This window comes from Streptosporangium sp. NPDC023825 (genome assembly GCF_040639575.1).
Classification (GTDB): Bacteria; Actinomycetota; Actinomycetes; order Streptosporangiales; family Streptosporangiaceae; genus Streptosporangium.
In genome coordinates this window covers 18,592-37,977 of sequence record NZ_JBFAAE010000042.1, presented here as the reverse complement: position 1 = coordinate 37,977, position 19,386 = coordinate 18,592, and the positions used below count along the sequence as shown (strand labels likewise).

The window sequence follows — 19,386 nt, the reverse complement described above, 5'->3', positions numbered from 1 at the left end:
GGCCCGCGGGCATCGACGAGAACCACCTGCGGGACCGGGCCAAGGTCCGCCTCCGGCGGGGCGAGGGGCTCGACGTGCCGGACGGAACGCGACCCCGGACCTCGTCGCGCCGGTGCCGTCGTACGGGTCGCGCTCGTCCGGCGGATCAGTGCGGCGAGCCGGTGGACACCGCCCCGGTGTCGATGAGGCGGACCAGTTCCGGGAGGACCGTGCCCAGGGGGGCGTCGATGGTGAGGGCCGCGTAGCCGTCGCCCCGGGTCGGGCCCTGGTTCACGATCGCCACGGGGATGCCGAGCTTCGCGGCGTGCAGCACGAACCGGCGGCCCGACATCACCGTCAGGGACGAGCCGAGGACCAGGAGCAGGCGCGCCCCCTCCACGAGCGCGTAGCACTCGCGCACCCGCTCCGCGGGGACGGTCTCTCCGAAGAAGACGACGTCGGGCTTCAGGATCCCTTCCTCGCACGCCCGGCACCCGACCATCTGGAACGCGTCGATCTCCTCGTCCCGCAGCTCGACGTCACCGTCAGGGTTGATCGCGGTGGGCCGGGCGCCGAACCGCGGGTTCGCCTGGGTCAGGCGGTGGTCCAGCTCCTCGCGCGGGCTGGTGTGGCCGCAGCCCAGGCAGACCACGTCCCGCAGGCTGCCGTGCAGCTCGATGACCGCCCCGGCGCCGCCCGCCTGGTGCAGGCCGTCGACGTTCTGCGTCACGATGCCGGACACCAGCCCCCGCCGCTGCAGGGACGCGACGGCGTGGTGACCGCTGTTCGGCGTGGCCCGGGTCATCGCCCGCCACCCGATGTAGCTGCGGGCCCAGTAGCGCCGCCTGGCCACCGGATCGCCGACGAACGCCTGGTAGGTCATGGGAGTGTGCCGGGTCAGGGTGCCGCCCGGTCCCCGATAGTCGGGGATCCCCGACTCCGTCGATATCCCGGCGCCGCTCAGCACCAGGACGCCGCCCTCGGCCAGCAGTTCCGCCAGCGTGCTCGTACCCTCGCTCACCCCTCCATGCTGCCCCACCCGCACGGGCCGGGCGGCCCCGGGGCCCGTCCGGGGGCCGGTCCGGGAGGCGGCGGGAAGGGCCGGGGACGCGTGGTGACCGCCGGTTTCCGGTGCGTGGTACGGCCGTGATCTCGCGGAGTCCGTCATGCGCCGGTGTGATCGTCGACCCGGGCCAGCAGCGTGCCGAACGCGACGGTGAAGAAGGAGTCGAAGGCGCTCACCGAACGGTCGGCGCGGGCCACGACGAGGGTGCCCTCCCAGGCGCCGAGAAGGAAGCGGGCCGTCGCCTCCGGGTCGAGGTCGGGGCGCAGGGACCCGGCGTGACGGGCTTCGGCGAGCGCCGCCGCGATCAGGGCGGTCCACTGCTGGAAACTCCGGTGCACGGCCGTGCGGATGACGTCGCTGCGATCGGCGATCTCGGCGCCGAAGTTGCCGATGAGGCATCCCCGGGTGAATCCGTGCCGTACGGTCTCGTCGCGGAGGAACTCGAAGTGCCTGCGCAGGCGGGTGAGGGGTTCCACCTCGCCGTCGGCGAGATCCTCCATGCGAAGCCCCGCGCCGTAGTGTTCCAGGGCGACGACGGCGAGGGACTCCTTGCTGTCGAAGTGGTTGTAGAAGGACCCCTTCGGCGTGCCGGCCGCGTCGGTGATGTCCTTCACCCCGGCCGCGTTGTAGCCCCGGATGTGGAACTGCTCCAGCGCGGCCCCGACGATCTCCGCGCGCATGCTCTTTCTGGCCATGGCTCCCCCTCGGTCCCCAATATGGTCGGTCGTCTTGATGGCTGTCAAGCCGATGGGCCGGGAGATCCCGCCAGATCACAGTGCTGTTGACACTTCTAAGACGACCGGTCATATTGAAAACGCCCGGGACACCTCCGGGACCGTTTCGCCGGCCGCCACGGCCGCGAAGCGGGTGCGAACCCCCATGACGAACCCCCAGGAGGAGAACGATGTCCACCTACCGTGCCTTCGAAGTGACCGGATCGCGGAAGTTCGAGCTCGTGACCCGCGAGCTCCGGCAGCCGCCCGTGGGGCAGGTCCGGATCCGGGTCGAGAGCTGCGGGGTCTGTCACACCGACTTCCTCGCCGTCGAGGGAGTCCGGGCCGACCCGGAACGGCCCGTCGTTCCCGGCCACGAGATCGTCGGCGTCATCGACGCGGTGGGCGAGGGCGTGACCGGCTGGCGGGTGGGGGACCGGGTGGGCGTCGGGTTCCTGGGCGGTCAGTGCGGTGAGTGCGACCCCTGCCGGAGGGGCGACTTCGTCAACTGCGCGAACCAGCACCAGATGGGGACCACCGTGGACGGTGGCTACGCCGAGGTCGTCTTCGCCAGGGGCAGCGGGCTCGTACGCATTCCTGAGGGCATGAGCTCCATCGAGGCGGCGCCGCTGCTGTGCGCCGGTCTCACGACGTTCAAGGCGTTGCAGCAGGTGGACGGCCCCCCGGGAGCCCTGGTGGCCGTGCAGGGGATCGGGGGGCTCGGTCACCTCGGCCTGCAGTACGCCGCCAGGCTCGGTTACCGCGTGGCCGCCATCGCCCGGGGAACGGGCAAGGCCGAGCTGGCGAGGCGGCTGGGGGCGGACCACTACATCGACAGTTCCAGTGAGGACCCGGGGGCCGCTCTGCGGGAGCTCGGGGGCGCGGCCGCGATCATCGCGACGGCCGCGAGCGGTGCCTCGATGACGGGGCTGGTCACCGGCCTCGCGCCTCGCGGCCGCATGGTGGTCGTCGGAGCCGCCATGGACCCCATCTCCGTCAACACCGCGGACCTCATCTTCGGCACCCGCACGCTCAGCGGGAGCCTCACCGGCAGCTCGATCGAGAACGAGGACAACCTCGCCTTCAGCGGGAGGCACGGTATCCGCGCGATGATCGAGACCGTGCCTTTGGCGGAGGCGCCGAAGGCGTACGAACGCATGATGAGCGGTGAGGCCCGGTTCCGCGTCGTCCTCGACGCGGCGGCCTGAGCCGGGCGGGCGTCTCGATTCGAAAGAATGGCGTTCGCGGGGAGAAAGGCTGTCGAGATCGGGTTTCGGGCTTCGACTCCTTCGTGTGAAAGGGTGCCCTTCTCCGCCTTCCGCGAAAGGGCACCGCGAGGACACCCGGCCGGGGACGCACGTCCGCGGGCCGCGTCTCACCTGGAGGAGAGCCGATGTATCCCGCGAAGGTGGAAAGCCTGAAGCTGCCGGGCGCGTGTCTTCACTACGAGGTGCGGGGCTCCGGCCCCGTCCTGCTGATGATCCCCGCGGGCCCGATGGACGCCGACGTGTTCGCGGAGGTGGCGGGACTTCTCGCCGGCAGGTACACGGTCGTGACGTACGACACGCGCGGCAACTCGCGCAGCGTCTTCGACGGCCCGCCCGAGGACCGGAGCGTCGCGGACCACGCCGACGACGCGCACCACCTGCTCGCCGCGCTCGGCTCGGAGCCCGCGTACGTGTTCGGCACCAGCAGCGGCGCGCTGATCGGGCTCGGCCTGGTGGCCGCGCATCCCGGTCAGGTCCGTGCCCTGGTGGCCCACGAGCCGCCGGTCACGGAGCTGCTCGACGAGGCCGGGCACCATCGCGCCGAGGGGCGGAGGATCCACGAGACCTACCTCGCGGAAGGAGCCGACGCGGCGCTGGCCTCCATGATCCGGAGCGGCGAGATGGACGGCGACCGGGAGGAACCGGAAGGTCCGGGGCCCGAGGGGGAGCCGGGCCCCGGGATACCGGAGATGACGGCCCGGATGCGGAAGAACGTCGAGTTCTACTTCGCCCACCAGTGGCTGCCGCTCATCGGCCACGTGCCCGACATCGCGGGGCTGCGGGCCGCGCCGACCAGGATCGTCGTGGCCGGCGGCGTGGAGTCACGGGAACAGGTGGCAGGCCGGGCGGCGGCGGCCCTGGCCGGGCGTCTCGGCACCACCGTCGTGGACTTCCCCGGTGACCACGGGGGCGGCCTCGCGGACCGGCCCGCCGAGTTCGCCGAGAGGCTCCACTCGGTTCTCGCCGGCGGGGAGGAACGGTACGCGGCTCGCGGCTCGTCGGGGCCGTCCTAGCCGGCCGGTGACGGGGTGGGCGCGGGGTCGTCGCGGTCGTGCCCGGGGACGCGGGTACGGGTGGTCATGCGGTCTCCTTCGTCATGCGGTCTCCTTCGTCGTGCCGGGCGGATTCGTCGTGCCGGGCGGAACGGCGGGCTCGGTGTCCGCCGGTCCGGTCGACGCCGAGCCGTGCAGGCGTTCCCCCTGGTCGTCGAGCTGCCCGTCGAGGCGCTTGCGGAGCAGCCCGGCCCAGGAGCCGGGCAGCACCTCGGGGTGGTCGAGCAGGCGCCGGGCGGCGGCCAGGTCGGCGCGGTCGACGTTGAGCACGCGGTGCGCCTCGGCGGCGGTGATGCCGTGGCCGGGACTGAACAGCAGGTCGAGGCCGTCACCGGCCTCCAGCCGCCCGGGGCGCAGCACCCGGCAGTAGAAGCCCGTCCTGCCGCTGCGCTGGGTCAGGACGGCCAGGTCCGCGATGCCGTGGTGGGCGGCCAGCTTGTAGCAGGGCCTGCGCGGCTGGGTCACCTGCAGTACGGCGGTGCCGACGGCGTAGACCGAGCCCAGCACGGCGTCGTCCTCCACGATCCCGGAGATCGTGAGGTTCTCCCCGAACGCGGGCGGGGTGAGGTGACCGAGCCGCCGGGCCCATGCCCGGTAGTGCTCGACGGGGTAGAGCAGGAGCGCCTTGTCCGGTCCTCCGTGGTGTTTCCGGTCCCCCTGCTCGTCGCCCGTCACGCCGAGCAGGGTGATCTCGACCGGCCCGTGGACGGGGCTCTTCCCGATGGCCGACGCCACGGTGCGCCCGTGCCAGGGCAGGGGGCGCACGACCCCGGTGGACACGACCAGCACCCGTCCGGCGGTCACCGCCGCTCACCTGCCGTGGCCGGCGGGTGCTCGGCCCAGCTGGGCATCCGCCCCTCGGTGCCGGTCGCGGGCAGCGCCGGCGCGATCGGGCCAGGGCCCTCGAACGGGACGTGCCTGCTCACCACCGCGTGCATGCGGGCCTCCTCTTGGCTGGGCCGATTTCGTCAGGCCGATTTCGTCAGGTTGATTTCGTCAGGTTGATTTCGTCAGGCCGATTTCGTTGGGTCGCTTCCGGAAAGTTGGGTCGCTTCCGGAAAGCGGTACGTGCAGGGGCCGACGGGGCGGGACGCGGGCGGCGGGCGAGTCGCCCGCCGCCCGCCCCGCCCGGTCAGCCGGCCTTGCGCAGGGCGACCTTCGGGAAGTCGACGGGGACCGACAGCGCGACATTGACGTAGTTGGTGAAGAGGTTGAGCGCGACGTGCGCCACCAGCTCCACGATCTCCTCGTCGTCGAAGCCGGCCGCGCGCAGCGCCTCGACGTCGGAGTCCGTCACCTGCGCGCGGTCCTCCACCAGTTTGGCGGCGAATCCGAGCGCGGCGCCGACGCGCGGGTCGTGCGAGTGGCCGTCCTGGGCCCGGCTCATGTCCTCCGCGGAGACGCCGGCCTTGCGGCCCAGGGCGGTGTGGGCGGCCAGGCAGTACTCGCAACTGTTGCGGTCGGCGACGAGCACGGCGATCTGCTCGCCGAGCCGGGCGCCCAGGCGTCCGCCGCCGAGGGCCCCGAAGCCGGCCCACATCATCTTGAGCGCGGCCGGTGAGTTGGCGACGGCCTTGAACATGGCCGGCGTCGTGCCGAATGTCGCGGTGATGTCGTCCAGCAGAGGCTTGGACTCACCGGTAGCGCCCTGAGCGTCGATCAGTTTGACACGGGACATCGGGTGGTGCTCCTGTCATCATCATCATCGAGAGAGGGGTGAGGTGCCGTGAGCGTGCGCTGCCTGCGCACACACGTCCGAAGGCTGAGACGGAGGTCTCACGGTCGTGATCGAGGCCGATCGCCAAACCGGCGCGACTGAGCATGACGAACAGAGTCTGCGCAGGTGAACGTCCTGGAAACGCTTGGCTCAATCAACCGTTAGCAGTACTATCAATGCTGGACGGTGCTACGTCAAGCCAAAGTTAGGAGTACTGAACATGACTGAGGGCTTCGACGCGATCAGCGAGCCTGTCGCGAGGCGCGTGACGAGCGGCCTCTCCAAGATCGGCATGGTGCTCCGGAGCAGGGCGTGGAAGGGCGCCGGGCCCGCGGGCGTGACGCCGACCCAGGCGCAGGCCCTGGAGCTGCTGCGCGGGCGGCCGACGAGTCTCGGCGGCCTCGCCGCCCGCCTGGGCGTCTCGGCCGCGACCGCGAGCAACGCCGTGGGCACGCTCGTGGAGAAAGGGCTCGTGGTGAAGGAGCCCGGGGTGAACAAGCGATCCGTGACCCTGCGTCTCACCCCCGCCGGCGAGACGACGGCGGATCAGGCGAGCGAGTGGCCCGGCTTCCTGAGCGGCGCCGTCGAAACGCTCGACTCCCGCGAGCAGACCGCCATGTTACGGTCGCTGATCAAGCTGATCCGCACCTTGCAGCAGAACGGCGACATCCCGCCGCAACGCATCTGCGTCACCTGCCGCTTCTTCCAGCCGCACGTCCACGCGGACCCCGCGAACCCTCACCACTGCGACTACCTGAACGAACCGTTCGGGGATCGGCATCTGCGCCTGGACTGCGCCGAGCAGGCCGACGCCTCCCCCGAGCAACAGCAGCTCGCCTGGCAGCGCTTCACCTCCGCGCGGACGGCCTAGATCACGGTTCGTCGCTCCAGCGGAACCATGCCTCGCCGTTCTGGACGTGAAGCAGGGACTCTGTCACCGGACGATGAGGTCCTGTCAGGCGCACCGCTCGCGTGAGGTCGCCGTACCTCGCCACTGGAGCCCACGTACCCGGCCGGTCAGGTCGTCGGCCAGGCGTACTCGAACTCGGGCAGTTCAAAGCCCTGCGGGAAACGGCACATCCGCTCGTCCGTGCGGCGGGCGCCGTGTCGTTCGTAGAAGGCGATGGCGCGCGTGTTCGCACGGAGCACCTCCAGATAGACCTCCCTGCCGGGGTGCTCGTCCGCCGCCCATGCCAGCCCTCGCCGCAGCAGTCGCGTTCCGATGCCTGAGCCGGTGCTCCCCGGCCGCACGTGGAGGTTGTCAAGGAGGATCCGCCCGCCGGGAGCCGGAAGCAGGTAGACGAAGCCGGCCAGCTCTCCGTCGCCGTCGCGAGCGACGAACAGCCCCGATCCCCGTACGGGCGAAGTCAGCCGTTCCCGCCACAACACCAGCCGATCGTCGGCCAGGGGTCCGTTCAGGAAGCTGTCGGGCATGATCCCCGCGTACGCTGAACGCCAACTGTCCACGTGCAGGGCAACGATGGAAAAAATGTCATCAGCTATGCCGCTTCTCATTTGCATGGCAGCGAGCGTCCCATATAGGACGAAATGAGATGCATGGTGCCCTGACCGTAGAGGGTGACCGTCCAGCGGTGACCTGCCGAGCCGAATGGTCGGCGCTGAAGCGATCTCATGCTCCGGACCTCATGCGGGCCCTGGCTCGGGGTGCGTCAGAGGAAGTCGCCGGCGTGGTCGGCCGCCCATCGCCGGAACGGGGTGGCCGGTCTCCCGGTGAGCTCCTCCACCGTGGAGGTGGCCGGCTCGGGGGAGGTCACCATCTGCCCGTACGCGTCGATCATCTCCTCCGCCGCCGCGGGCGGCCAGCCCTGGTCGAGCAGCCCGCGCAACGCGACCTCGGGCGAGAGCTCCTCCCAGCGGACCGGCCGGCCGACGGCCTCGCCGATGACGGTCACCTGCTCGACCTGGGTCAGGGTCTCGGGGCCGCTCAGCACGTACCTCGCCCCGGCGTGGCCGGTGCCGGTGAGCACGCTCACCCCGGCGGCGGCGATGTCACCCTCGTGAATCAGTGCCCTGGAGGCGGCTCCGTGGATCCAGCGGACGGTCCCGGTCTCCCGGATCTGCGAGGCCCACACCAGGGTGTTGGCGGCGAACCCGTCGGGCCGCAGGAACGTCCACTCCAGCCCGGACCGCTCGATCAGCCGCTCGACGAGGGCGTGGGAGCCGAGGATCGAGTGCGGGTCCTGCTCGGGCGCGCCCGGCACGGGGTCGGGGACGCCGCGCGCGGAGACGTAGACGATCCGGCTGGCGCGCCCGGCGATCGCCTCGATGGTCGCGGGGGCCGCGCGGTCGGCCGAGAGGGTGGGCCAGACGAGGAACACCGACTCGACCCCGTCCAGGGCGTCGTCCAGCGTGGCGGGGTCGGCCAGGTCGCCGCGTACGACCTCGGCGCCCTCCGGGAGGGTCAGGGTCGCGGACGCGGGGTCGCGGGTCAGCGCGCGCACCGCGACGCCCGCGTCGAGGAGCTGGGACACGGCCTGCCCGCCGACCTTGCCGGTCGCTCCGGTGACCAGGATCATGCGGTTCTCCTTCGATGGTGGGGATGTCCAGGCCAGCCTGCGACCTCACCTTCGGTTGAAGTCAAGGGGACGCGGCACGGGCCGGACGCGCCTGGGGAGAGGGCACCGGCCGGGCACTCCCGGGCCGGGAAGGTCCCCTTCGCCGAGCGGAGGCAGGACTTCGCGGGCTTCTACCTCGTCGACTGCGCGGACCTGGACGAGGCCCTGGAGATCGCCGCGCGCTGTCCGATGGGTGCCGGCGTCGAGGTCAGGCCGGTCTGGGACGCGCCCTCCTGAACCGCCGGGGCGGATTGTGGCGGTGACCTGCGGCCGTGCCGGACACCCGAGACGCCCGGCACCACCCGCACGCGTACACCGCGCGGGTGGTGCCGGGCGGGCGGCGGGGCTCAGCGTACGGCGGCCTCCTCGTCGTCCGTGACCACGGCGCCGCTGAACTGCGCCGAGTACAGGCGGTGGTAGGCGCCCCTCGCGGCGAGCAGCTCGTCGTGGGTGCCGTGCTCGACGATGCGCCCCGCGTCCATCACCAGGATGAGGTCGGCGTCGCGGATGGTGGACAGCCGGTGGGCGATGACGAAGCTGGTGCGGTCCGAGCGGAGCGCGGCCATGGCGTGCTGCACCAGGACCTCGGTGCGGGTGTCGACCGAGCTGGTGGCCTCGTCCAGGATGAGCAGGGACGGGTTGGCGAGGAAGGCGCGGGCGATGGTCAGCAGCTGCTTCTCCCCGGCGCTGACGTTGCTCCCCTCCTCGTCGATCACGGTGTCGTAGCCGTCGGGCAGCGTGCGGACGAACCGGTCGACGAACGTGGCGCGCGCGGCGGCCTGGAGCTGCTCCTCGGTGGCCCGCGGGTTGCCGTAGGCGATGTTCTCGCGGATGGTGCCGCCGAACAGCCAGGTGTCCTGGAGCACCATGCCGATGTGCGAGCGCAGGTCGTCGCGGCGCATCGCGGTGATGTCGACGCCGTCGAGGGTGATCCGTCCCGAGTCCAGCTCGTAGAAGCGCATGACGAGGTTGACCAGGGTGGTCTTGCCCGCGCCGGTCGGGCCGACGATCGCGACCGTGTGCCCGGGTTCGGCCACCAGGGACAGGTCCTCGATGAGGGGCTGCTCCGGGTCGTAGCTGAAGGACACGTGCTCGAACTCGACGCGGCCCCGCCTGACGGTCGGAGGCACCGGGACCGCGGGGTCCGGGGCCTGCTCCTCGGCGTCGAGCAGCTCGAAGACGCGCTCGGCCGAGGCCACCCCCGACTGCAGCAGGTTGGCCATCGAGGCGACCTGGGTGAGCGGCTGGGTGAACTGCCGCGAGTACTGGATGAACGCCTGCACGTCGCCCAGGCTCATCGACCCGGTGGCGACCCGCAGGCCGCCGACGACGGCGATGGCGACGTAGTTGAGGTTCCCGATGAACATCATCGTCGGCATGATGATCCCGGAGACGAACTGGGCGCCGAAGCTGGCCTTGAACAGCTCCTCGTTGCGCTGCCTGAACACCTCCTCGACCTCGGGGCGGCGTCCGAACACCTTCACCAGCTCGTGACCGGTGAACGCCTCCTCGATGTGGGCGTTCAGGGTGCCGGTGTGGGCCCACTGCGCGACGAAGTGCTTCTGCGAGCGCTTCGCGATCTGCGCGGTGACGACCATCGACAGCGGGATGGTGATCAGGGCGATCAGCGCGAGCAGCGGCGAGATGAAGAACATCATCGCCAGCACGCCGATCACGGTCAGCAGCGAGGTCAGCAGCTGGCTCATCGTCTGCTGCAGGGTCTGGGAGACGTTGTCGATGTCGTTGGTGACCCGGCTGAGCAGCTCGCCGCGCGGCTGGCCGTCGAAGAACCGCAGGGGGAGCCGGTTCAGCTTGTCCTCGACGTCCTCGCGCAGCCGGAACACGGTGCGCTGCACCACGTCGTTGAGCACGTAACCCTGGATCCAGGCGAAGGCCGACGCCGCGACGTAGATCCCCAGGACCCACAGCAGGACCGTGCCCAGCGCGCCGAAGTCGATGCCCCGGCCCGGTACGAAGTCCTCCAGCCCCGCGAGCAGGTTGGCGAAGTTGTCGTTGCCCGACGCGCGGGCGGCGGCGATCGCCTGCTCGGGGGTCGTGCCGGCGGGCAGCTGCTTGCCGATCACCCCGGTGAAGATCAGGTCCGTCGCGTGGCCGAGGATCTTCGGTCCGATGACGTTCAGCACCACGCTGGTCACGGCGAGGGCGATCACGATGATGAGTTTCGGGCGGTCGGGATCCAGGCGCCGCATCAGCCGGCGCGCGGACGGCCCGAAGGTCATCGATTTCTCCGCGGGCATCCCGGCTCCGCCGAAGGGACCGCGGCCGAAGCCGGGCCCTCCGGCCGGGGGGCCCGGGGGGCGCGGTCGCGTGGTCGTCGTGGGCCGGTCGCTCATGCTGCGGTCTCCGCGGCTAGTTGGGACTCGACGATCTCGAGGTACGTGGGGCAGGAATCCAGCAGCTCGTCGTGGGTTCCCAGGCCGACGATCACGCCGTCGTCCAGGACGATGATCTGGTCGGCGTCGGCGATGGTGGAGACCCGCTGGCCGACGATGACGACGGCGGCGTCGGCGGTGTGCGGGCGCAGTGCGGCCCGCAGCCGCGCGTCGGTGGCCAGGTCGAGGGCCGAGAACGAGTCGTCGAACAGGTAGATCTCGGGCTTGCTGACCAGCGCCCTGGCGATGGCGAGCCGCTGCCGCTGCCCGCCGGACACGTTCGTGCCGCCCTGCGCGATGGGCGCCTCCAGGCCCTCGGGCATCGCCTCGACGAAGTCGCGGGCCTGGGCGACCTCCAGCGCCTCCCACAGCTCCGCGTCGCTCGCGTCCGGGTTGCCGTACCGCAGGTTGCTCGCGACGGTGCCGCTGAACAGGTACGGCCGCTGCGGCACCAGGCCGATGCGCGTCCAGAGCGTCTGGGGGTCGAGGTCGCGGATGTCGACGCCGTCGACCGACACCGTGCCCGAGGTGGCGTCGAACAGCCGGGGTATCAGGGAGATCAGCGTCGTCTTGCCGGAGCCCGTGCTGCCGATGACGGCGGTGGTCCGTCCCGCGCTCGCGCGAAAGGAGATGCCGGACAGTACCGGTGCCGCCGCGCCCGGGTAGCGGAACTCGACGTCGCGCATCTCCAGCTCGGCGCGGCCGCTCACCTGCCGTACCGGGTCGCGGGGCGGTGTCACCGACGACTCGGTGTCGAGCACCTCGCCGATGCGCTCGGCGCAGACCGCGGCGCGCGGGATCATCATCGAGATGAAGGTGGCCATCATCATCGACATGAGGATCTGCATCAGGTACATGAGGAACGCGGTGAGGGCGCCGATCTGCATCTCGCCGCTGTCCACCCGCGCGGCGCCGAACCAGAGTACGGCGATGCTGGAGACGTTGAGGATCAGCATCACGGTCGGGAAGATGAGCGCGGTCAGCCGTCCGACGCGCAGCGACGTGTCGGTCAGCGCCTGGTTGGCCTCGGCGAACCTGCGGGTCTCCTCGCGCTCGCGGACGAAGGCGCGCACCACGCGGATGCCGGTGAGCTGCTCGCGCAGCACCCGGTTGACCGTGTCGATGCGGTCCTGCATCGCGCGGAACTGGGGGACCATGCGGGTGATGATCAGGCCGATCGACACCAGCAGCGCGGGGACGCAGACCAGCATGAGCCAGGACAGGCCGAGGTCCTGGCGCAGGGCCATGATGATGCCGCCGACGCCCATGATCGGCGCGGCGACCAGCATCGTGCAGGTCATCACGACGAGCATCTGGACCTGCTGCACGTCGTTGGTGCCGCGGGTGATCAGCGAGGGGGCCCCGAACTGGGAGACCTCCCTGGCGGAGAACCCGCCGACCTGGTGGAAGACGGCCGAGCGGACGTCCCGCCCGAAGCCCATGGCCGCGAGGGAGCCGTAGTAGACCGCCGCGATCGCGCAGGCGATCTGCACGAGGGAGACGAGCAGCATCCAGCCGCCGGCGGACAGGATGTAGCCGGTGTCGCCGGTGGCGACGCCCCGGTCGATGATGTCGGCGTTCAGGCTGGGCAGGTACAGGGAGGCGATGGTGCCGACGAGCTGCAGCACCACCACGGCGGTCAGCACCCACGAGTAGGGGCGCAGGTACGTGCGGAGCAGGCGGGTCAGCATGAGGTCTCTTCACGTGGGGTGGCCGGGCGAGGGGCGTCGTGCCGGGGATCCGGCCGCCGGCCGGTCTCGCCCGTCGCCCCGGTAACCGGGATCAAGGGGATCTCCTCCAGGGAGTGTCGGGGATCAGCCTGCGACGTGAACCTCGGTTGAGGTCAAGGAGGACGTCGAGGCGAGGGAGCGGGTCGGGACGGATCGGGTCGGGGGGTCGGGTCGAGGCGGAGAGGGCCAGGGCCGTTCGGGTCGGGGGTCGGGTCGAGGCGGAGAGGGCCAGGGCCGTCGGACCGCCGGACTGTCGGGACCGTCGGGGTCAGGGAAGCGGTTCGGGGGCGCCGGGGCGCAGGCGGACCCCGTCGAGCAGCATGGAGACGATCTCCGAGGCTGCCACCGGGTCGTTCTCGACGAGCCGGGGATGGGTGAACGAGATGGTCAGCAGGTGCAGCCGGCGCGCGGCCTCGCGCGGCTCGAACCGTAGCCGGTCGCGGGCGGGTTCGATCAGGTCGGTGAGCGCCTGCCGGATGAGGGAGCTCTCCTCGGAGAGGCTCTGGTGGTTGCGGCCTGCCTCGACGGCTTTCAGTCCTATCGCGTCCACCACGCGGAAGATGCGCGCGGTGCGCCGCTGCAGGATCTCGACCGCCGCGACGAGCCGGACGTCCAGGGGAGCCGTACGGTCGACGGCCTCCAGCTCGTCCAGCAGCGGTGCGGAGTCGAAGGCGCTGGCGACGGCCGCGTTCACGAGCTCGTCCTTGGTGGTGAAGACCCGGAAGATCGTCCCCTCGGCCACGCCCGCGGCCTGCGCGATCTGCCGGGTGCTCACGTCGGGGCCCTCGGCGAGCACGAGCGACAGGGTGGAGGCGACGAGCGCCGCGCGCCGCTCGTCGGGGGGGAGGGGGGTCGCCCGCTGTGAGGTCGATGTCACGCCGGGCATCCTACCCAAGGAGTGAGTGAGTTGCTCACTCATTTAAATGAGCCCGGTCGTGCGGCCCCGAGGCGATCCCGGCGCGCGGCCCCGAGGCGGTCTCGTGGTGCGGTCCTGAGACGAGCCCGTCGTGCGGTCCTGAGGCCGCCCGGTCTTCGGCTCGAGCGGTCGTCGTGCGGCCCCGAAGCGGTCCCGTTCCGATGCCGCGGGGCCGTCGGTCCGGGGAGACGGAAGGTGCGTCTGGTGTCCCCGTGGAAGAAGTGATCTTTTTCCGGCAAATGTAGGAAAAAGCAGCTAGAAAGCCCATCTTTCACCCGATGCGCCGGGCTCAGTCGGCGATCTAACGTCGTGTGGCAGACACCGTGACGTCATCGCGACAGCCGTCTGCCTGTCGGCCAGGAGATCATCCGATGCCCCGTGCCCTCGCTCACCGCCCCTGGGTGCCCGCCACCACCGAGGATCGCATCCAGTCCGTCCTGAAGGGCGTGACGGACCAGACAGCCTCCACGGTCCAGAACGAGATCGAAAGGCTGGTGGCCGACAACCGCCGCATCCACCACATAGAGTCGGTCAACCTGAACCCGGCCACGAACATCATGAACCCGCGGGCCGAGGCCCTGCTCTCGGCCAACCTCGGGTCGCGGCCGTCGCTGGGCTACCCGGGTGAGAAGTACGAGATGGGCCTGGAGGCGATCGAGCAGATCGAGATCGTCGCCGCCGAGCTGGTCGCGGAGGTCTTCGGCGCGCGCTACGCCGAGGTGCGCGTCGGTTCGGGGGCGCTCGCGAACCTCTACACGTTCATGGCCACCTGCGAACCCGGTGACACGATCATCGCCCCTCCGGCGAGCATCGGCGGCCACGTCACCCACCACCAGCCGGGCGCGGCCGGCCTGTACGGGCTGCGGATCGTTCCCGCCCCCGTCACCTCCGACGGCTACACGGTGGACGTCGACGCCCTGCGAGAGCTCGCCGGGCGGGTACGGCCGAAGCTGATCACCATCGGCGGCAGCCTCAACCTGTTCCACCACCCCGTGGCCCGGATCCGTGAGATCGCCGACTCGGTCGGCGCCCGCGTGCTCTTCGACGCCGCCCACCTGTGCGGGATGATCGCCGGGAAGGTCTGGCCGCAGCCGCTCGACGAGGGCGCCCATCTGATCACCATGAGCACGTACAAGAGCCTGGGCGGTCCCGCGGGCGGCCTCGTCGTGACCGACGACGCCGAGCTGGCCCAGCGGCTCGAGGCGATCGCCTACCCGGGGCTGACCGCGAACTTCGACGCGGGAAAGACCGCGGCGCTCGCCATGACGATGCTCGACTGGAAGGCCGCGGGACCCGCCTACGCGCGGGAGATGGTCGCGACCGCGCGGCGGCTGGCGGAGGAGCTGCTCGCCCTCGGGGTCCCGGTCTTCGCCGCCGAGCGCGGCTGTACCCGCTCCCACCAGTTCGCCGTCCTGGCCCACCGCTACGGCGGCGGCCAGCGGGCCGCCCGGCGGCTGCGCGAGGCCAACCTTCTCGCCTGCGGCATCGGCCTGCCGTCGGAGGCGGTCGAGGGGGACACGAACGGCCTGCGCGTCGGTACGCCGGAAATCGTCAGGCTCGGGATGGCCGAGGCGGACATGCCGGAGCTGGCCGCGTTCGTCGCCCGGGGCCTGGACGAGAACGTCGACCCGGGCACCGTGGCGCCGGAGGTCACCGAGTGGCGGAGCCGCTTCTCCGGAGTGCGCTTCACGGTGGACGACCCCGCCTGAGGAGGGCCGGCCGGTCAGGTTTGCCTCGGAGGGGTCTGTCCTGGACGGGACGTCCCGGGGTGACGGCGCGGCTTACTGACGCCGGCCGCCCTCGGGCGTCGCGGAACCGGCCACCGGGCAGGACGAGGGTGTCGAAGACCGGTTCGTGGCGACCGGCCTGGACACCCTCGTGACACATCTCATGTGAGGACCGACGACAGGTTCGAAGGAACGCGGCGCCCTGACCGGCCGTTCCCGCCCGGCGTGTCCCGGCGACGGCGCGAGGATCCGGCACGACAGGGCCGGCGCGCCGACCACCGGGTCACCGATCGTCCACGACCACCGGCCCGCTTCGGAACCTCTCAGGTCAGTACAGCTAGAAGGGGATGCCGGGCGAGAAGTACTGATTGCCGCGCACGGAGTAGTGCTGGCGGCCAGGTGAGGAGCCGTCCTGGCGGCCGGTCTCGGGTTGTTGCTGCTGGCGGCCGGGTGAGGAGCGGTGTTGCTGGCCGGTCTCGGGTCGTTGCTGCTGGCGGCCGGGCGAGAAACGGTGCTGCTGGCGGCCGGGTGAGGAGCGGGGCTGGTAATGGCCGGGTGAGGAGCGGTGCCGTCGGTGACCGCCGGGAGACGGATCACTCAGAAGTACGGATACCGGAGCGGCTTCCTGGGGTGCCGCGTTCGCCCCGGCGGGCTGAACCGGCATCGTCATGGCGACGATGAAGCCGGAGGCCGCCAATGTGCCGATGGTGAGAACGTGCTTGAACATGTCACTCCGTCTCTGATGTTTCAGTCCGGCATGCCGCCTTGTCCTGAAGGGCGCCAATCCGGTTTTCAGAAATATGTGGAATCGATGTCACACAAAACGCTAGTTCAGGGGCATCCGGGTGTTCACCCCGCACAAGACAAAGCCTTGGTCCGGGATCGCCGCCGAAGAGAAAGGCCGAGGTTGCGCCGGAGCGAGAATTGCAGGTTCAACTCTGGTGACAAATTTCGTCTTAAATTCTGACATTTAGGAAAATGGCAGCTGAATGGCTCTGGTCGCATGAGATCACTCTGCGGCAGGGCCGCCTTCCCCTCCTTGAGGACTTTTTCAGCAGGCCCGTCCGAGAGGGTTCTGTTTCTGAGGGCTCGGCCGATCGGCCGCCGCTGCCCGGACAGGGGCGTGCGCTCGGAGGGCGGCCCCGCCCGAGGGTGGCTCTCGTCCGGCTGTGGAGGTCTCTTTCCCCATCCGTGCCCCGGCTCTCGTGTTAGTCGGTGTGAAAGCCGGGGTAGGGCGGGCCGTGCGCCCGTCACCGCGCGCACTCCCGCCGGTGGCCGGTTCGTGTCCGGGGCGTGGCCGTACCGGCCCGGCATGAGAGGAGAGCACGATGGCCGACGAATCGGATCTGATCCTCGACCTGGTGTGGCAGGAGTTCCACGAGGTCGTGAACATGACGTCGGAGGAGCTGAGGGCCTTCCTGCTCGCCTCGGCCTCGACGTCGGCGGGCGGGGCCGACGCGGTGAGCCCTGAGGCGGCCATGCCGCCGCTCGGGCGTCAGGTGCTCCAGGTTCTCGGCAAGCGGAAGGCCGACCTGACCGCCGACGACGTCGAGACGATGCGGCAGGCCGTCGACCGCGTCGAGGACACGCTGGCCGAGGGAGCGGTCGACGAGGACGACGACGACCGGCGGCGGGCGCTGCTGGAGGTCGGGCACAACCCGCTGCGGCCGTCACGGCTGGGAGGCTGACCCCGGGCCGTGACCGAAAGCCGCTGATTTCCGGCCGTCGGACGATGACCGTCGTCCGACGGCCGGAAATCAGCGGCCGGAGGCCGGAGTTCGTTTCTAGGCGCCGCGCGCGGACCAGCGGGACAGCAGCTCGGCCTCCCTGGCGGGGGTGATGGCGGCGTCCGTCGAGAAGGACGACTCCGCCTCGCGGATCTCGCGGATCGATTGTCCCAGGGGCCGCGGGTCGAGCCCCGCGGCGCGGGCCGCGGCGGGATCGGCGGTGTTGACCGACATCCAGGGATCACCCTCGGACCACAGAGGGAGCGACCGGCCGGTCTCGCCCTCGGCGAGCAGGAAGTCCTGCCCGACCCAGGTCAGGGTCGTTCCCGGCGGCCCGACCTCGGCCGCGATCGCCTCCAGCATGTCGCCGAAGGAGAACGGCGGGGGAGGGCTGACCGTGTGGAAGGTGCCCGAACGCGTCCCCTCGACCATGGAGACGATCCAGGCGGCCAGGTCGCGGGCGTCGATGACCTGGATGGGGTCGCCGGGATCGCCGGGCGCGAGGACCTCGCCGCCCCGCGCGATCCGGTTGACCCAGTAGGTGAAGCGGCCGGTGTGGTCGTGCGGGCCGATGACGTACGTGGGCCGCACGATCAGCGTCGGGAAGCCGAACGCCTCCGCCGCGGCCCGCTCGCACAGCACCTTCAGCGCCCCGTACGTCTCGCTCGTCACCGTCTCGGGGACCGGCCCGTCGATCTCCGCCAGCGGCGAGTCCTCGGTGAAGCCCCGCGCCTCGGGCGTCCGGTAGACCGCGGTGCTGGAGACGAAGGCGTACTGGCCGGTGGAGAGCGCGCCGGAGAGCGAGGTCACCTGCGACGGGAAATACGCGCTGACGTCGATCGTCGCCTCCCACTGCCGGTCGTGCAGTACGGACAGGTCGCCGTCGCGGTCGGCCGTCAGGTGCTCGGCCTCGGGGAACAGCCCGGGGCCGGACCGGCCGCGGTGCAGCAGGGAGACCTCGTGTCCGGCCGCGAGCGCGGCCTCGGTGATGTGCCGGCCGACGAACCGGGTGCCGCCGACGATCAGGATTCGCATACCCGCCATTGTCCCCAGCCGGGCGGGGGCGCCCGCGTCGCGGTACGCGCTCCCGCGAGCCGGGGCTCTCCATCCGCCGCACGGATGAGGGAGGTTCCGCCCGGTGACGTTCCCTTCGGTGAAGTCCTGCTCGCCGGGCTCCCGTTCGGACCTCGCCGGGCTCCCGTGCGGACGGAGTGCTTCGCGCACGCCGGCCGCTCCCGCGAACGTTCAGTGGCCGCCGAACCAGCCGGGGACGTCCAGGCGGAAGACGTCCTGCGGGGTCACGGCGCGCAGGTCGGACTCCAGGGCGCGCAGACGGTCCTCGCCGAGGGTCCTCGCCCAGCCCGCGCGCAGGTCCTCGAAGATGCGCGCCGACCGGACGAGGCTGTCGACGCCCCGCTCGGTGAGCCGCACGATCTTGCGGCGGGCGTCGCCGGGGTCGGAGCCGCGCTCGACGTAGCCCAGCTGCTCCAGGGTGTCGACAGTCTTGCCCGCCGCCTGCTTGGAGACGCCCAGCCGTCGGCCGAGCTCCACGGCCGTGGTGCCCTCGGGGCCGATCGCCTGCATCACGAAGCCGTGCATCGGCCGCACGTCAGGGTGCCCCTGGCGGGCGAGCTCCGCGTGGAGCTCGTCGATGAGCACCCGGAAACCGAGGAAGAGCCGGAGCGGCAGCTCGAAGCCCGGAGGGTCCGCCGTCACGATCGCCTCCCGGCTCGCCGTCCCGACAATGGTGTTGTCGAGCTTAGGGACCGCCGCCGTACCCTGTCATCCGCGGCGCGGAGCTCTCACCGTGCGCGGCCGTCGGGGCGGCGCTGGTCCTGGAGCCACTTGTCGGTCTGGCGGGTCGCGTTGGGCGCGGCGGGAGTGCCGGGCGAGCGGCGCGTGGCGCGGGTCTCGGTCACGGTGAAGTCGGCCACCACGTGCCGGTTGTGCAGCAGGAAGCCGACGACGCCCGCGATCGCCTGCACGCTGTCACCCGCGCGGGCGCGGCCGGTCAGCAGGTAGACCAGCGGCGTGGACGGCTGGTCGAGGGCGAAATGGCGGCCGTGGTGGTGCGCGTCCTGGAGCGTCCTGATCGGGATCGGCCGCGAGGTGGTGAACCACGCGGCGACCTCCCAGAAGGGATTCGACGTGTCGGGGTCGCTGGACTCCTCGTAGCAGGTCGTGCAACCCCGGCGAGCGTCCTGCCCGTGGGGGCACGCCCAGGCGGCGAGGTCATGCGGCATGCTGCGCTCGGACATGAACCGACCGTACCTTCCCGTACCGGGAGACCGGTGCTTCCCCCGCTCCCACGCGCCGGGCGCCGTGTTTTCCCGGGCGTTTCCCGGCACCTCCCGGTGTCTCCCCGGCCTCTCCCCGGCGTCCCCCGGCGTCTTCGCGGTGGTTCCGCCGGTTCGCGGTGGGGACCGTTACGCCTTTCCTGCTGCCGGAAGTGGCCAGTGGACCTTGATGGAGTCGCGGATCTTTTTGGGATACCTTCTTTCCTATTCTGCGCACACTGGGGT

20 protein-coding genes are annotated in these 19,386 nt (G+C 71.1%); 6 read left to right on the top strand and 14 right to left on the bottom strand.

Going from position 1 to position 19,386, the window contains the following annotated elements:
• Positions 1-145: 145 nt before the first annotated feature.
• Together AB0G15_RS29415 and AB0G15_RS29410 are read right to left on the bottom strand one after the other, a co-directional pair.
• A complete protein-coding gene (locus AB0G15_RS29415) occupies positions 146-1,000 on the bottom strand; it encodes an NAD-dependent protein deacetylase (protein ID WP_362845979.1) in 855 nt (284 codons plus the stop codon).
• A 143-nt stretch (positions 1,001-1,143) separates the two neighbouring features.
• Positions 1,144-1,740, bottom strand: coding sequence for a TetR family transcriptional regulator C-terminal domain-containing protein (locus AB0G15_RS29410; RefSeq protein ID WP_362845977.1), 597 nt, complete (start codon positions 1,738-1,740; stop codon positions 1,144-1,146).
• 209 nt (positions 1,741-1,949) lie between these two features.
• On the opposite strand from AB0G15_RS29410, the gene AB0G15_RS29405 reads away from it, so the two are divergent.
• The gene (locus tag AB0G15_RS29405) at positions 1,950-2,966 is read left to right on the top strand and encodes an alcohol dehydrogenase catalytic domain-containing protein (protein WP_362845976.1); all 1,017 of its coding nucleotides are present in this window, start codon (positions 1,950-1,952) and stop codon (positions 2,964-2,966) included.
• 185 nt (positions 2,967-3,151) lie between these two features.
• On the top strand, positions 3,152-4,039 hold the full coding sequence (locus AB0G15_RS29400; RefSeq protein ID WP_362845975.1) for an alpha/beta hydrolase: 888 nt from the start codon (positions 3,152-3,154) through the stop codon (positions 4,037-4,039).
• 81 nt (positions 4,040-4,120) lie between these two features.
• Here the strand turns inward: AB0G15_RS29400 and AB0G15_RS29395 are convergent, their stop codons facing one another.
• The 3 genes from AB0G15_RS29395 to AB0G15_RS29385 form a co-directional block, all read right to left on the bottom strand.
• Positions 4,121-4,882: an MOSC domain-containing protein gene (locus tag AB0G15_RS29395; RefSeq protein ID WP_362845974.1), complete on the bottom strand. Its 762-nt coding sequence runs from the start codon at positions 4,880-4,882 to the stop codon at positions 4,121-4,123.
• Complete coding sequence (locus tag AB0G15_RS29390; RefSeq protein ID WP_362845972.1) at positions 4,879-5,016, bottom strand: hypothetical protein; 138 nt, start codon at positions 5,014-5,016, stop codon at positions 4,879-4,881. The genes AB0G15_RS29395 and AB0G15_RS29390 overlap by 4 nt, the downstream gene beginning before the upstream one ends.
• Positions 5,017-5,210: 194 nt before the next feature.
• The gene (locus AB0G15_RS29385; protein WP_362696355.1) at positions 5,211-5,756 is read right to left on the bottom strand and encodes a peroxidase-related enzyme; all 546 of its coding nucleotides are present in this window, start codon (positions 5,754-5,756) and stop codon (positions 5,211-5,213) included.
• 259 nt (positions 5,757-6,015) lie between these two features.
• On the opposite strand from AB0G15_RS29385, the gene AB0G15_RS29380 reads away from it, so the two are divergent.
• Positions 6,016-6,666 carry a MarR family winged helix-turn-helix transcriptional regulator gene (locus AB0G15_RS29380; protein WP_362845970.1) on the top strand — a complete coding sequence of 217 codons (651 nt, stop codon included), beginning with the start codon at positions 6,016-6,018 and terminating at the stop codon, positions 6,664-6,666.
• Positions 6,667-6,812: 146 nt separating this feature from the next.
• Here the strand turns inward: AB0G15_RS29380 and AB0G15_RS29375 are convergent, their stop codons facing one another.
• Both AB0G15_RS29375 and AB0G15_RS29370 read right to left on the bottom strand, forming a co-directional pair.
• The gene (locus AB0G15_RS29375; protein ID WP_362696359.1) at positions 6,813-7,229 is read right to left on the bottom strand and encodes a GNAT family N-acetyltransferase; all 417 of its coding nucleotides are present in this window, start codon (positions 7,227-7,229) and stop codon (positions 6,813-6,815) included.
• A gap of 236 nt (positions 7,230-7,465) precedes the next feature.
• Complete coding sequence (locus tag AB0G15_RS29370) at positions 7,466-8,332, bottom strand: NAD(P)H-binding protein (protein WP_362845968.1); 867 nt, start codon at positions 8,330-8,332, stop codon at positions 7,466-7,468.
• On the opposite strand from AB0G15_RS29370, the gene AB0G15_RS29365 reads away from it, so the two are divergent.
• On the top strand, positions 8,279-8,608 hold the full coding sequence (locus AB0G15_RS29365; protein WP_362846053.1) for a YciI family protein: 330 nt from the start codon (positions 8,279-8,281) through the stop codon (positions 8,606-8,608). The two genes, AB0G15_RS29370 and AB0G15_RS29365, sit on opposite strands and share 54 nt — an antisense overlap.
• A gap of 110 nt (positions 8,609-8,718) precedes the next feature.
• On the opposite strand, the gene AB0G15_RS29360 is transcribed toward AB0G15_RS29365, so the two are convergent.
• The 3 genes from AB0G15_RS29360 to AB0G15_RS29350 all read right to left on the bottom strand — a co-directional run bounded on the left by AB0G15_RS29360 (position 8,719) and on the right by AB0G15_RS29350 (position 13,371).
• Complete coding sequence (locus AB0G15_RS29360) at positions 8,719-10,629, bottom strand: ABC transporter ATP-binding protein (RefSeq protein ID WP_362845966.1); 1,911 nt, start codon at positions 10,627-10,629, stop codon at positions 8,719-8,721.
• A 92-nt stretch (positions 10,630-10,721) separates the two neighbouring features.
• Entirely contained in the window at positions 10,722-12,455 is a 1,734-nt protein-coding gene (locus AB0G15_RS29355; RefSeq protein ID WP_362845964.1) for an ABC transporter ATP-binding protein, read from the bottom strand.
• Between the two features lie 307 nt (positions 12,456-12,762).
• Positions 12,763-13,371 (bottom strand): TetR/AcrR family transcriptional regulator, encoded by a 609-nt coding sequence (locus tag AB0G15_RS29350; protein WP_362845962.1) that lies wholly within the window; start codon positions 13,369-13,371, stop codon positions 12,763-12,765.
• 410 nt (positions 13,372-13,781) lie between these two features.
• Here AB0G15_RS29350 and AB0G15_RS29345 point away from each other — a divergent pair, with 410 nt between their 5' ends.
• Positions 13,782-15,119 carry an aminotransferase class I/II-fold pyridoxal phosphate-dependent enzyme gene (locus AB0G15_RS29345; RefSeq protein WP_362845960.1) on the top strand — a complete coding sequence of 446 codons (1,338 nt, stop codon included), beginning with the start codon at positions 13,782-13,784 and terminating at the stop codon, positions 15,117-15,119.
• A gap of 355 nt (positions 15,120-15,474) precedes the next feature.
• Here AB0G15_RS29345 and AB0G15_RS29340 read toward each other — a convergent pair whose 3' ends face one another.
• On the bottom strand, positions 15,475-15,864 hold the full coding sequence (locus tag AB0G15_RS29340; protein ID WP_362845958.1) for a hypothetical protein: 390 nt from the start codon (positions 15,862-15,864) through the stop codon (positions 15,475-15,477).
• A 601-nt stretch (positions 15,865-16,465) separates the two neighbouring features.
• Between AB0G15_RS29340 and AB0G15_RS29335 the strand changes: the two genes are divergently transcribed.
• Positions 16,466-16,825, top strand: a complete 360-nt coding sequence (locus AB0G15_RS29335) for a DUF3140 domain-containing protein (protein ID WP_362845956.1) — start codon at positions 16,466-16,468, stop codon at positions 16,823-16,825.
• Positions 16,826-16,921: 96 nt separating this feature from the next.
• On the opposite strand, the gene AB0G15_RS29330 is transcribed toward AB0G15_RS29335, so the two are convergent.
• From AB0G15_RS29330 to AB0G15_RS29320, 3 genes are all read right to left on the bottom strand, one after another.
• Positions 16,922-17,899, bottom strand: a complete 978-nt coding sequence (locus AB0G15_RS29330) for an NAD-dependent epimerase/dehydratase family protein (RefSeq protein WP_362845954.1) — start codon at positions 17,897-17,899, stop codon at positions 16,922-16,924.
• 210 nt (positions 17,900-18,109) lie between these two features.
• Positions 18,110-18,580, bottom strand: coding sequence for a MarR family winged helix-turn-helix transcriptional regulator (locus tag AB0G15_RS29325; protein WP_362845952.1), 471 nt, complete (start codon positions 18,578-18,580; stop codon positions 18,110-18,112).
• Positions 18,581-18,666: 86 nt separating this feature from the next.
• A complete protein-coding gene (locus AB0G15_RS29320; protein WP_362845950.1) occupies positions 18,667-19,122 on the bottom strand; it encodes a hypothetical protein in 456 nt (151 codons plus the stop codon).
• Between the last annotated feature and the right edge of the window lie 264 nt (positions 19,123-19,386).